The 13,513-nt window shown below is 37.1% G+C and carries 13 protein-coding genes; 5 read left to right on the top strand and 8 right to left on the bottom strand.

Annotated elements, in window-relative coordinates; translation table 11 throughout:
- Positions 1–459: 459 nt before the first annotated feature.
- The 3 genes from B2R82_RS21220 to B2R82_RS21210 all read right to left on the bottom strand — a co-directional run bounded on the left by B2R82_RS21220 (position 460) and on the right by B2R82_RS21210 (position 3,667).
- On the bottom strand, positions 460–1,710 hold the full coding sequence (locus B2R82_RS21220; protein WP_286926904.1) for a glutamate-5-semialdehyde dehydrogenase: 1,251 nt from the start codon (positions 1,708–1,710) through the stop codon (positions 460–462).
- Positions 1,711–2,817 (bottom strand): glutamate 5-kinase, encoded by a 1,107-nt coding sequence (proB, locus tag B2R82_RS21215; protein ID WP_286926902.1) that lies wholly within the window; start codon positions 2,815–2,817, stop codon positions 1,711–1,713.
- Positions 2,818–3,283: 466 nt separating this feature from the next.
- Positions 3,284–3,667 (bottom strand): sodium:proton antiporter, encoded by a 384-nt coding sequence (locus tag B2R82_RS21210; RefSeq protein WP_286926900.1) that lies wholly within the window; start codon positions 3,665–3,667, stop codon positions 3,284–3,286.
- A gap of 238 nt (positions 3,668–3,905) precedes the next feature.
- On the opposite strand from B2R82_RS21210, the gene B2R82_RS21205 reads away from it, so the two are divergent.
- Positions 3,906–4,529 carry a LysE family translocator gene (locus B2R82_RS21205; protein WP_286926899.1) on the top strand — a complete coding sequence of 208 codons (624 nt, stop codon included), beginning with the start codon at positions 3,906–3,908 and terminating at the stop codon, positions 4,527–4,529.
- Positions 4,530–4,544: 15 nt separating this feature from the next.
- A complete protein-coding gene (locus B2R82_RS21200; RefSeq protein WP_286926897.1) occupies positions 4,545–5,342 on the top strand; it encodes a DUF1835 domain-containing protein in 798 nt (265 codons plus the stop codon).
- A 40-nt stretch (positions 5,343–5,382) separates the two neighbouring features.
- Here B2R82_RS21200 and B2R82_RS21195 read toward each other — a convergent pair whose 3' ends face one another.
- Positions 5,383–6,264 carry a LysR family transcriptional regulator gene (locus B2R82_RS21195; RefSeq protein ID WP_286926896.1) on the bottom strand — a complete coding sequence of 294 codons (882 nt, stop codon included), beginning with the start codon at positions 6,262–6,264 and terminating at the stop codon, positions 5,383–5,385.
- A gap of 299 nt (positions 6,265–6,563) precedes the next feature.
- Between B2R82_RS21195 and B2R82_RS21190 the strand changes: the two genes are divergently transcribed.
- Positions 6,564–7,316 (top strand): alpha/beta hydrolase, encoded by a 753-nt coding sequence (locus tag B2R82_RS21190; RefSeq protein WP_283871822.1) that lies wholly within the window; start codon positions 6,564–6,566, stop codon positions 7,314–7,316.
- A 233-nt stretch (positions 7,317–7,549) separates the two neighbouring features.
- Complete coding sequence (brnQ, locus tag B2R82_RS21185; RefSeq protein WP_286926894.1) at positions 7,550–8,899, top strand: branched-chain amino acid transport system II carrier protein; 1,350 nt, start codon at positions 7,550–7,552, stop codon at positions 8,897–8,899.
- A gap of 148 nt (positions 8,900–9,047) precedes the next feature.
- On the opposite strand, the gene B2R82_RS21180 is transcribed toward brnQ, so the two are convergent.
- Together B2R82_RS21180 and B2R82_RS21175 are read right to left on the bottom strand one after the other, a co-directional pair.
- A complete protein-coding gene (locus B2R82_RS21180; RefSeq protein ID WP_286926892.1) occupies positions 9,048–9,488 on the bottom strand; it encodes a DUF4362 domain-containing protein in 441 nt (146 codons plus the stop codon).
- 238 nt (positions 9,489–9,726) lie between these two features.
- The gene (locus B2R82_RS21175) at positions 9,727–10,485 is read right to left on the bottom strand and encodes an SDR family oxidoreductase (protein ID WP_286926890.1); all 759 of its coding nucleotides are present in this window, start codon (positions 10,483–10,485) and stop codon (positions 9,727–9,729) included.
- Between the two features lie 197 nt (positions 10,486–10,682).
- Here B2R82_RS21175 and B2R82_RS21170 point away from each other — a divergent pair, with 197 nt between their 5' ends.
- Positions 10,683–11,249 carry a TetR/AcrR family transcriptional regulator gene (locus B2R82_RS21170; RefSeq protein ID WP_286926888.1) on the top strand — a complete coding sequence of 189 codons (567 nt, stop codon included), beginning with the start codon at positions 10,683–10,685 and terminating at the stop codon, positions 11,247–11,249.
- A gap of 278 nt (positions 11,250–11,527) precedes the next feature.
- On the opposite strand, the gene B2R82_RS21165 is transcribed toward B2R82_RS21170, so the two are convergent.
- Positions 11,528–12,724, bottom strand: a complete 1,197-nt coding sequence (locus B2R82_RS21165; RefSeq protein ID WP_286926886.1) for a YhgE/Pip domain-containing protein — start codon at positions 12,722–12,724, stop codon at positions 11,528–11,530.
- 55 nt (positions 12,725–12,779) lie between these two features.
- On the bottom strand, positions 12,780–13,361 hold the full coding sequence (locus B2R82_RS21160; RefSeq protein ID WP_286926885.1) for a TetR/AcrR family transcriptional regulator: 582 nt from the start codon (positions 13,359–13,361) through the stop codon (positions 12,780–12,782).
- Positions 13,362–13,513 lie beyond the last annotated feature (152 nt).

Genomic DNA, 13,513 nt, shown 5'->3' with positions numbered 1-13,513 from the left:
GCTCAGGTACCAGCTAAAGTCGCTCGGCCAAGAGAAGCCCCCGCTCAGGTACCAGCTAAAATCGCTCGGCTAGGAGAAGACCACGCTTAGGTAAGCGAGAGGAATCGCTCGTCCAAGAGAAGCCCTCGCTCCGGTAAGCGAGAAAGTCGCTCGGCCAGGAGAAGTCCTCGCTCAGGTAAGCGAGAGAATCGCTCGTCCAAGAGAAGCCCTCGCTCCGGTAAGCGAGAAAGTCGCTCGGCCAGGAGAAGCCCTCGCTCCGGTAAGCGAGAAAGTCGCTCGGCCCAAGTGAAGCCCTCGTCCAAGAGAACCCCCGCTCAGGTAAGCGAGAAAGTCGCTCGGCCAAGAAAAGCCTTCACTCAGCTAAGAGGAAAGGTTCTACAAAGTTAGCGGAACCAATCGTGAAAAGTAAAGAAAACCAACAGCGTATATCAACTGCTGGCTTACTTTTTATTTCTACTATTATTCACGGATTTGCCCATTACCGTGAATGAAATATTTTGTAGAGGTAAGGGCTGGTAAACCCATAGGGCCTCGAGCGTGTAATTTTTGCGTACTAATGCCGATTTCAGCGCCGTAGCCGAACTCAAAACCGTCTGTGAAACGAGTAGAAGCATTATGATAGACAGCTGCTGCGTCTACGCTGTTTAAGAACGTTTCTGCCACTAGTTGATCCTCTGTAATGATAGCTTCAGAGTGATTTGTACCATATTTATTAATGTGCTCAATTGCCTCATACACATTTTCCACTAGTTTTACGCTTACCTTTAAATCTAAATATTCAGTTGCATAATCCTCTTCCGTAGCTAGAAGAACGAAATCGAGCGCTTGACAAACGAATTCATCGCCAATAATTGTGACGCCTGCCTGGTGCAAAGTGCTGAGAAGCTGTGGTCCATATTCCTTAAACCAATCTGGATGAATAAGTAAGCTTTCTGCTGCATTACACACAGAAGGCCGCTGTGTTTTTGCATTTAAACAAATTTTTTCTGCTTTTATGTAATCGGCTGTTTGATCCACATAAATATGACAATTACCAGCACCTGTTTCAAGGACAGGTACAGTGGCTTCTCTTACTACTAAATCAATGAGTGCCTTTCCACCGCGAGGAATCAAGACATCTAAGTATTCTTTTAGATGGAACAATTCTTTTGCAGTTTCTCGATTTGTATCCTCAATTAATTGTACTGCATCAACAGGAATTGAGGTTTTTTCAAGTGCACGATGAATACTTGCCACTATTGCTACATTGGAAAATTTAGCTGAAGAGCTTCCACGTAAAATGACTGCATTGCCAGTTTTCAAAGATAATGTTGCCGCATCAACAGTTACATTAGGACGGGCTTCGTAAATCATTCCGATAACGCCAATTGGTACCAACCGTTTTTCAATTAGTAGCCCATTATCTTTTTCTATTTTTTCTAGTAAATTACCTACTGGATCCTCTAATTTTACAAGTAGATGGATAGCGTTTGCCATTGCTTCTATTCGTTCCTTGTTAAGCATAATACGATCCAGTGTCGAAACAGGCATTCCTTGCTCCTCACCATAAGCTAAATCCTTTGCATTTTCAGCGATAATAGTATCCTGATCCACTATTAATTGATCTGCAATTTTTGTAAGAGCATCGTTTTTTTCACAAGTAGTTTTAATATTTAACACATAGCTCGCGGCTTTTGCCAGTTTTCCTTTTAGTTGAACTTCGCTTGTCATCTAAATTCCTCCTTGATTTGTTTGAATTTTTAGCCATTTATCTCGATGAATAACCTCAATTGGGTAGTTTGCCAACTCAGCTGTTCGTTTTCCCATCGCATGTGCTAACTCAAGGGAAGAGTATAAAACCTCACCACGACCAAGCAATCCCTTTTCACTATAAACCTCTACAACATCGCCTTTCTCGAAATCACCTTCTACATAAAAGACACCGGCAGGCAGTAAACTTTTCCCATTTGCTAATAACGCATGCTCTGCACCACTATCAATAAAAATTTTACCAGATACCTCTGTGAGTGCAATCCACTGTTTATTATTTGTTAGAACTGCGAGTGCATCATGTTCAACATATGTACCATCTCCACGACCTTCCATAATATCTACAAGCTTATTCGCGCCATGCCCAGTTCCTATAAATACTTTGACACCAGCATTTAAGGCTGCTCTCGCTGCAAGCAATTTGGATTCCATGCCACCTGTACCAACCTTAGAGCTTGATCCGTCTGCAAAGCCTAACATTTCATCAGACACCTCTGTTAAGCGATCAATGCGTTTGGCTTGAGGGTTTTTAATGGGATTGGCATTATATAGCCCATTGATATCTGTTAATATGATGAGTTGATCAGCATGAACCAGACCACTAACAAGTGCCGATAGCATGTCGTTATCACCAAAGGTTAATTCACTGACCGAGACTGTATCATTTTCGTTAATAATAGGCAGTATTGAGCGCTCAAGTAATTCCTCAAATGTGGCACAAGCGTTTTTATAACGTTCTTTTTTTGAAAAATCAGTACGTGTCAATAAAATTTGAGCAGGTACAATATCATAAATCCCAAATAAAGTATTGTAGGTTTGAATGAGTAAACTTTGCCCAACTGCTGCAGCGGCTTGCTTTCCTTTTACTGTTACTGGACGTGAAGGGTAGCCAAGCTGTTTAAAGCCTGCTGCGACTGCTCCAGAAGATACAAGTAATACCTCATGACCGTATTTTTTTAGCTCAGCAATTGCTTGAACATGATCCATTAAACGTATTTTATCAATTTCACCTTTTGCGTTGGTTAAGGAGCTACTTCCAATTTTGACGACAATCCTTTTTCTTTCCACGCCTTTTTCCTCCTTCTTCATTTCTCTAAATTATTCTTTTACTAGTTTCTGTTACCTCAGCGAATGCTCACACCTTCACAATAAAAAGCCTTCCATCCTAGAAACTAGGACGAAAAGGCTTGCTTTCCGTGGTACCACCTACATTGAACATCATTGACATTCCACTTTACTCATAACGCTTGAGACTGCGCCTAGTTTTGCTAGGACGATTCACGAAGGAGGTTCATTAGTCTTCTTGTGCATGCCTTTCAGCCTATGGACATTGCTCTCTTATCAAGTAGTTGCTAAGTACTGGTCTTCGTGCGTTAGTATATTAATATGTTTGATAAAGAAGTTCAGTTTTTTGGTAATTGACTAAAGAATGCACTACTTCCATGTTGCTGTCAAGCTGAATGGGGAAATTAATAGAAAATTTTGAATAAACGAGAGAGGAATGATGAGTAAACGAGGATTTACCATAGCTATATTACTTGAACCACCAAACGGCTATTAGTAGTGGAAGCATAGCTATAACAATTACAAAGAAGCTCCATAATATCTGTTTCCCCGAAGACATATTTCTGGGTTTGATACTCATTTGTTCATAAAGTTGGTTGATGGCACGCTGCTCCTTCGTGTAGAGCAATGCTTGAAATTCCTCATAATCTTGTATATAGCTTGAGGGGGCTCGAGGACTGAAGCGTAAATTGCGAATATCGTCCGTAATTTCTTTAGCACCCATCCAATAGGTAAGTACAGGTGCTAAGCCTGTAGTTTGTGTAGCTCGCACTTCAATGTCATGTGTTTTCATTTTATAATAGATATCTCCATGCTCATCTTCATATTGCTCCACAATATCACTTACTGCCATCGACAAACACCTCTTCCTTTAAAACAATGCACCTTGTTTCAATATATTTATGTTCATTATAAGATATTGAAGGAGAAAAGTATTGCAAAAACGAGCATTATTAAGTATATAATTTTTTTCTTCCAAAATTCATGATAAAGTCATAAACTAACATCAGGTGACAGCAATGTCCTGTAGTATAATGACAATAAAACCATTTTGGGAATGGTTGAAAGTAATGGAGAGAAGGGAAGTTTGATTGGAGCTATCAACAGTATTAGCTTTTTTAGGAGCATCAATTATATTAACATTAATGCCTGGACCAGATAATTTATTTGTTTTAGCACAAAGCATTACACAAGACAAAAAGGCAGGCATTGCTACGTCGTTTGGTTTATGTACAGGTTTGCTTGTGCATATTGGCGCTGCTGTACTTGGTATTTCAGCCATTATTTATCAATCGACTGTTATTTTCTCTATTGTGAAATTTGCGGGTGCGGCATATTTACTATATTTAGCGTGGCAATCTTTTCGAGCGAAAGGCGATCCATTCACATTGGACCAACAAAATGCCCAGGCCTACGTAGCGTTATATAGAAAAGGAATTTTAATGAATATATTAAATCCAAAGGTTTCCTTATTTTTCTTAGCACTATTGCCACAGTTTGTAAATCCATCTAATGGTCATGTGGCTTTACAGATGCTTATTTTGGGTATTATTTTTTTAATTCAAGCACTTTTCCTATTTTCATTATTTAGTATTTTTGCTGGTAAAGTAAGAAAAGTGATAATTGGGAAGCCTGCAATTGCGAAAAGATTAAATATGGTGCAAGGTGTTATCTTTACCTTTATCGGCATAAAAATTGCACTGAGTAAACAGTAGAAGGGGGAATTGTTCATGGCAATTTTACATATCACCTTTAGCTTATCCGCACAAGGTTCAATAAAACATGCAATCCGACAAAACCATTTACAACGAGAAGAGTCTGTTATTTGTATAAATGATGTGTTCTCGATTGGTCCTCTGAATAACCTAGAAGAACGAAAAAATTGGCTTAAAGACTTTGTTTTTAGGGATCATGAAGAGTTTGAATTGTATGAGGATTTTCATCAAGATTGGATGAAAAAAATTGATAGATTACCATGCGATGTGGATGTTTGGGTTTGGTATAGTCAAAATACACATGAAGAGATTGGCTTACGTTATGTTATGAGTGAGTTTATCAACAAATGTAGTATGGTCTATGGAATTGATGCCACAGAAGGTTTGAAACGCATTCAGCCCAACATGACGATACGTCATACAGGAGAGCTTTCAGCAGAAATGTTAATGAAGCTTCGTCCAGAGGCAAAACGTTTTTCTATAAATGATTGTCAGCGACTTGCAAAGGAATGGGAGAACCTGAAACTCCACCCAAGTACACTACGTATATGGAAAGATAGTATTGTGCATGTAGAGGAAGATGCATTAGATGCGATTATAATCGAGTGCGCAAAAAGAGTACATGTTCACCAGAATGAAGAATGGTTGCTGCCAGCTCGCATCATTGGTGAGACAATTTGTGCAATAGATGATTATTTAAATGAAGAATTTATCGAAAATCGCTTGAAAGCTCTAGCAAAGCAAGGTCTTTTTGAGATTGACGGTGATTTTTCAGATATTTATTCATATCGAGTAAAATATATAGGAAAGTAATAAAAAGCGGTGGGTTGACTTAGCAACCTGCCGCTTATTTTTATCTTTTCTTATAAAAATCAAAAACAAACTGTTGGAATTGTCTTGCTGAAGGTGGGAGATAACGATTTTCAATCCAGGCCATCCCGATGATACGTTCACAGACCATATCTTCCACACGAATTTTAGCTAATTTTTTTGGATTTAAATCTTCGTCATCTGGTAGTAGTGAGACACCAAGTCCGGCACCCACAAAACCAGCAATTGTTGATACTTCATCGCCTTCGTACGTAATTTTAGGTTTAATCCCAGCGGCATTTAGCAAGCGATCTGCTGTTCTACGTAATGCATATCCCTTTTTCATCAGAACAAAATTTTCCTGTTCCAGTTCTTTCATTTTGATGCTTGTACGTTGAGCAAACGGATGATCAATGGGCACCATGATAAAAAGCTCGTCACGCCATAACTCCCTCCAGCAAACAGGAGGTTCTGTGTCAATTGCTGCCAGTAAGCATAGGTCTAGTTCACCAGCCAGTAATTGCTTAAGTTGTGAGTGTGAGTAATTTTGAGTAAAGTGAAAGCGGATTTGGGGGTGATGTTGACGAAAAGCACGAATTAAATCTGGTACAATGCTAGTTCCAAGAGTATGTAGAAAACCGAGTGAGACATCACCAAGCTCAGGGTTATTAAGCTCCTGTAATTCTAAAACTGCTTTTTCATATTCCTTTCGCATTCGTTGAACACGATATAAAAACAATTCCCCATATCGGTTGAGCATAATGGAACGTCCTTGACGGTCAAATAAAGGAACACCCAATTCTTCTTCAAGCTTTGAAATTGAACGGCTTAATGCTGGTTGGGAAATCGCTAATGCTTCCGCAGCACGTGTCATATGCTCAAGCTTTGCAACTGTTACAAAATATTCTAATTGTTGCCACTCCATTTCCTCAACACCTCTATTCCCGTATTTTTTGAGCTAACTGCATTATAACGAGAAAAGGGTAGGAAGTATAGGTAACATAAAAATTTTTAAAAAGAATTCGTACTGAAAATAAACGAATCCAAATTTTGCACTTTCAAAGTATGAAGAAAAGGCTATTTAATACGTTTTAACCTCACATCGTTAATGCGTAAAATGCATTGATATGATAAAAACTATAAATTGTACATTATGAATAAAGGGTGTTAAGATAGACACATAAAATACACAATTACAAATTTCCGTGAAGGGGATATTATAAAATGAAGTTTATAAAGCCACAACCTCTAACAATTGAGGGAGGCAAAAAAGCCGTACTATTACTGCATGGATTTACAGGTAGCACAAAAGATGTAAAAAAGCTAGGAGAATTTTTATCCAAACGTGGTTATACCGTTCATGCACCAATATATAGTGGGCATGGTGTAGAGCCAGAAGCATTATTAGAAACAAAACCAGAGGACTGGTGGAACGATGTTGTGGAAGGTTATAACTTCCTACAAAATAAAGGCTATGAAGAAATTGCAGTAGTAGGAATTTCACTTGGCGGCGTCTTCTCGTTAAAAGTAGCCGAGAAGTTTCCTGTAAAAGCATGTGTTGCCATGTGTGCACCAATTACACGCGATAACTCAAAAGGCTTATTTACTCGTTTATACCATTATGCTCGTTTATATAAACACTTTGAAAATAAATCAAAGGATCAAATTATTTCAGAATTACATGAACTGCGTATTACACCTAAAGATTCATTAGATGGTGTGACACGTTTAACTACTGAAACGCGAGAAGAACTATCGACAATTCAGGCACCAACATTAGTCATGCAAGGTTCTTTAGATGATGATTTGTATCAAGAGAGTGCACCTTTTATTCTAAATACAGTAAAAACAGATGATAAAGAGATTATCTGGTATGAAAATTCTGGTCATATTATTACGTTAGATAAAGAGCGTGATAAAGTGTATGAGGATGTTTATAAATTTTTAGATCATGTAGAGTGGTCTGTAGCAAACTAAGAGCTGTCTAATGACAGCTCTTTTCTTTTGGACTAAGAAACAAGGACATTCCGAATGAATTTTTCACGGAGTTTTTTTCCTTGATGTAAGTCCTTTATGCGGGATGAATAAGGATAAACGAAAAAACTATTGTTTTTATAATAAATGCCTGATACTATGATTGAATTGTAGTGAAAAATCATTTGGTTAAAATAATTTGCTATCGTCAATTACATCGAAGGAGTACATCAAAAATGCAACAGAAAATACCTTTCTCAACCTATGCAGTCATCGGTACAATGCTTTTCGGACTGTATTTTGGAGCGGGGAATCTTATTTTTCCAATCCAGCTTGGGCAATTAGCGGGCACTAACTTTTGGTTTGGATTAATAGGCTTTTTAGTAACAGCAATCGGTTTACCTTTTTTAGGTATACTAGCAATTGGTTTATCAGGTAGTAACGGATTACGTGATTTAGCGAGTCGTGTTCATCCTTTATTTGGGGTGATTTTTTCATTAGCACTGTATTTAACAATTGGTCCATTTTTTGCAATACCACGAACAGCCACAGTACCGTTTGTCGTTGGCTTTGAACCATATATTCAAGCACAGCATACAACACTGCTACTTGTATTATTTAGCTTTGTATTTTTTGCCATCGTGTATTACTTCTCATTAAATCCAGCGAAAATTATGGATTATATCGGTAAATATTTAACACCAGCTTTTTTAATAGTGTTATTTATTTTAATTATTACTAGTATTGTAAGGCCGATGGGGCATTTTCAGCAGCCAATGGATGACTATATAGATACTGCATTTATGACAGGCTTTAAAGAAGGCTACAACACAATGGATGCCTTAGCATCATTAGCCTTTGGGATTGTTGTTATTAATGCCATTAAAAGTGCAGGAATCACGGATCGAAAGGAGATTGCGAAGGCCACATGGACATCAGGAATCTTTGCAATGGCATTAATGATGCTCATATACGGACTGATCACGTATATGGGGGCATCTAGTATGGAAGCGGTTGGTCCATACGAGAATGGTGGTTTAATTTTTGCAGCAATTGCCGATCACTATTTCGGCTCATTTGGGGCTATTTTATTGGCAATCATTATTGTCCTTGCTTGCTTAAAGACGAGTATTGGCTTAATTACATCCTGTAGTGAGTTTTTCCACGAAGTATTCCCGAACATTAGTTATAAATGGTTTGTGTTCATACTGTGTCTAGTATCATTTACCATCGCTAACTTTGGCTTAACGAATATTATTCAATATGCAATCCCAGTGCTTATGTTCTTATATCCACTTGCAATTGTGCTAATTTTACTAGCACTAGGCTCTTCATTATTTAAAAATAAGCAGGCTGTTTACTTAACAGCCATATTTTTCACTTTTTTCATAAGTCTAATCGACGGCTATCGAGCATTAGCTACAAGTATACCAGCAGTAAAATTTGGTCTATTTGAAGCAGTTGAACAGCTATATTCAGATTTTCTACCTTTTTATGATATTGGGTTAGGATGGATATTGCCTGCTCTACTAGGTGCCTTCATAGGCTCTATATTCCCTTCAAGAAAAGGTAAAAGTATGTATTAACTAATATGGAGTAAGACACATACAGGATTTTTGATCCTAGCGTGTGTCTTTTTCTTATTTCATTAAATCTAGTCATAGTATTATGGTCTATAGCTTCATTAAAAATTGAGATCCTTTTAGAGAATAGTTTCTAATAAAAGACTAGCTACTATTTCTCAATAATTAAAAGGTTGTTGGCGATAGGTTGATCGCAGCCTTCAAGCGAGTATTTTTCACTAATGGTCGTTTGTACTTTTTTAAGTGAGTTACAATTTGTTTGAATAAGACTTTTTTGCTCATAAATATTACTTCGAGTATCAATTGTTAAATCGATTATTTCGTTTTGATATTCAAGGTAATAAAACACCAGATTACCTTCATGTGTATATCTAACTAATCTTATACGATCTGTTTTATTTTGCTGAACATTATTATAAAACTTTTCAAATCGCTCTTTATTCTCTATTTCACCTTGCTTGTCATTTATATCTTCTAGCAACTGAGGGTAAGGAAATATATCGGGGTCCATATTGATATCCTGTGATTGATTAGGAACATCACATCCATAAATTATTATAATAAAGAATAAAACAACATATAATTTTTTCATGACCATACTCCTTTTTCATTTAGTCGATTTTGTAATAAGTAATGTTACAGGTCAGTAGTATTAAATATTGTTTTTACTTTAAGTTTAATGTCACATATAATGCAGTCAGTTATACTACAAGAGCATTTGACTGTAAAAATTCGTAGCTTTACGATAGATGGATGAACACAATCTTCTCTTCCTCATACAAAAAAGACACAACTCAACCTAATTCAGATCGAGTTGTGTCTTATATTTTTTAATAAGCAGTCCAGCCACCGTCAACAGCAATAACTTGTCCGTTAACAAAGCTTGCTTCATCTGAACCAAGGAAAATAGCAAGCTGTGCAATCTCCTCAGGTTGTCCAGCACGGGGATTAATGGCCAAACCAAGCCCTTGGCGTGCTGCACCTGCTTGGCTCACGTTTGTCATGGTAGAAGCAATGTTTGTTATAATTGCACCTGGTGCAATACCATTACAGCGAATATTTTTATCTGCATACATAAAGGCTGTGTTTTTTGTCAGCCCAACAACAGCATGCTTAGAAGCAGTGTAAGCAGCCCCAGCACGAGCGCCGTAGAGACCACCAGCAGAAATATTATTCACAAATACACCATGTCCTTGAGCAAGGAAAATCTCTGTTGCCATACGCATTGAACGCATCACAGCTGTTGTATTTACCGCGAATACTTTGTCCCAACGCTCATCAGAAATTTCACCAACTGGCTCCATTCCATCCATAATACCAGCATTATTTACTAAAATATCTAATTGTCCATAAGCTTTTTTTGTTTCATCAAACAAGCGTTGTAAATCTTCTGTTGAAGCGACATTTGTTTGAACAGCAATCGCTGAGCCACCAGCTGCCTCTATACCTTCAACTACAGCTTTTGCACCTTCTAAATTTAAGTCAGAAACTACGACCTGTGCTCCTTCTTTTGCATAACCTTCTGCAATTGCTTTACCCATTCCTGATGCGGCACCTGTTACGATAGCTACTTTACCTTCCAATCTCATCTTAAGGACCTCCTGTATATTTTTTTAGAAAATGTCCCTATCTACATGAACATTTCTCCAATATATGAAGCTAGATATTGAACATGTGTTCATTAAAATAATATAATATATTTGTAAGCGATTTCAATAAGCAAAATATGAAGAACTGTTTAGTAATGAACACATATAACAAATCTGTTGAATATGGGGGAGAAAATTTGAAAGTAAATGATTTAAGAGTGATCAAAACAAAGCAAGCATTGCACAATGCATTAATGACTTTACTAAGTGAAAAGCCACTCGAAAACATTTCAATTGCTGAAATTTGCCGAGTTGCAAACATAAATAGAGGAACCTTCTATTTGCACTATGAGCAGAAGGAAGGGTTATTTGAGGAGTACTTTCAGGAAATAATGGAGGATTTATATAATTCCTATGAGGAGCCATACCGTGCAGTAACGACATTAGACAAGAATCAATTAGATCCAAATACCATACGAATTTTTCATCATATTGAGCGCTTTAAAATGTTTTACCGCATCGTTTTTTCAAAAAATGTTCCGCTAACCTATTATTACATGCTATTTGATGGAATTTATTCACTTCTCAAGAGAGATATTACAGCTCAGCATAAGTTACATGATGAAATAGCTATTGATTATTATAGTGCATACCAGGCGAATGCAATTATTGGTCTAATTATTCAATGGTATCGTCAAGATTTTGCAGATAGTGTAAGCACATTAAATAAACAATTAGCAGCAATTTTGCGATTTGGCCATTAACTGTTGTTCTCGTTAGATGAGAGGCGAGATATTGCCCTTCTATAATACGGACATTTATTATAGAAGGGAGTTGTTGAAGTTTGTGAGCTGTGAATGTTAAACCCTCTATTTTTAAAGATGCTTCATTCCAATATTGATTGAGAGCAAAATTAAAGATATAGCACCAGAGGCCCTCTATGAAATTTAAGAAGCAGCACTGGAAGAGATTATTGACAATTAATTAGAATTGACCTAATGGTAAAAATCCAAGAAGGCTTTAAAGCAGAGTTACCATTTTTTTATTGAATAGTAGTAGGTGTTATTTCTTTATTTTTTGTTTTTTGTAGAGCAACGGCTATAAAGGAAATAATCAATGTGACAGCAATAATGATTCCTAATGCACTACTGTTCTGCTGAAGGTTTTCAGCACTTCCGCCAAAAATAATCGTGTAATAGCCATCTGCTCCATAAGTGGCTGGAAGAATGGAAGCTAGCTTGTTATAAAAATCAGAAAGCATGGTTTTTGGTACAAGTACACCTGATGTTACAAGCTGTAGGGAAAGGGCACAAATATTAAAAACCATACCTAAATTGCCGAAAATCATGACAAAAACTTGTGCGAGACATAGGAATGCCCAGAACATAAATGCTTGAAAGAGATAGATAGTTAGGAAGCTTACCTCACTTGAAATATTAAAGAGGTGCATTAACGCAATCGTTAATAGAGGTAAGACAAAAGCTACTCCAATATTTATAATTTGCCTTGCTAGGAACAATTGCCATTTTGAAACGAAAGCTTGCACTAGTTGTGCTGCCTGTTGATGCTGCATAATCATTACCATCGCACCAACAAATGATGAGATGATGACCATTAGTGGTACAAAGTTTGCCGCAAATCCTTCTGCATTATTTGTTTTAATGATTGTGGAATCAATTGAACGATCTTTTATCTGCAAAATTGTAGCTTCAACCGAATCTGTAATTTGTAATGCCATATTTTGTTCTAACGGAAGCTGGGCGAACTTTTGGGAAAACATTTCAATCGACTTTTCTTGCTTTAGTGGAAAAATATTGTGATTGATTTCCTCTGTTAGTTGTTTGGCGGTACTCTCCATCATACTTTTAACCATACTTGCACTAGCTTGATTAATCGAATAAGTAATTTTTCCTTCATTTCCCGCTTGGATTTGTGCAGTAAAATTTTTTGGTATATGCAACAACATTTGAATATGACGTTTATTCAACTCTTCTTCACCCCGCTTTATTGAAGTGAATTCTTCGATGACAAATGGTAGTGATGTTTTCAGTCCATTTGCTACCTCTTGACCCATCTCACGATCCTCACTAATAACGCCAATTTTTAAATTTTCAGTTCTCTCATTTACACCGTCATAGGCAGTCATCCAAACTGAAAAAAAGATAAGTTGAAAAGCGATGGTAGCAACTATACCAATATATGTTTCTTTTATACGAAATAAAGCTTGTAAACCTTTCATCTATAGGCCTCCTTTATAAGTAAGTACTTACTTGCATTAGTAGGAAAAATTTTTTCTAGGAAACGAGTCCCCTAGAAAAAATCGCAATACTTGTCTGAAGTAATTCCTCCGTTGGCATCTCTGAAACAATAGTCCCCAAGCGTGCACGTGACATAAAATGTCCAAAATTCATAGCGATTAGAGATAATGCAGCTGCCTCAAAGTTGATTTCTTTTATTTTCCCTCTTTGATGCATCTCCTTCAAATAATGAACAAGTTCATTTTTAATAAGAAGCGGGATACTTGCAATTTCTTCGTTAATTTCTGGAAATTGTAGACCCTCTTTAAAGCCAATCATGACAAAGTCTTTGATGGACATTAAAAAATTAAAGTGCTTTAGGGAGAAATTCAATAAATCATTTTCCAAATCCCATGTCACATTTGTAGTGAGCTCTTGCTGCATTAGAGGATAGTAAGAAAACTTTTCAATAATGGCTTTTAAAATGCCCTGCTTGCTACCAAAATGGCGAAAAATGGTTACTTCATTAACCCCAGCTAATTCAGCTATAGCCTTCGTTGTTGCTGCGGTATAACCTTTTTCACTGACAAGATGTAATGCAGCTTCAATAATTCGATCAGCGGTCCCTTTCGTTGACAAAAAATTACTTCCTTTCATGCAAGTGATTACTTACATGTTAGCATATAGTGCTTTCGTATGCAATAAAATTAGAATTAAAAAGTGCTCGGGTGGCGAAGAGAACTGCTCAGACAGGACAAGAAAGCGCTCGGGTGGCGAAGAGAACTGCTCAG

This window comes from Lysinibacillus sp. UBA6686 (assembly GCF_002455205.1).
GTDB lineage: Bacteria > Bacillota > Bacilli > Bacillales_A > Planococcaceae > Lysinibacillus > Lysinibacillus pakistanensis.
The sequence above is the reverse complement of the archived record's forward strand: the minus strand, read 5'-3'. Positions and strand labels throughout refer to the sequence as shown.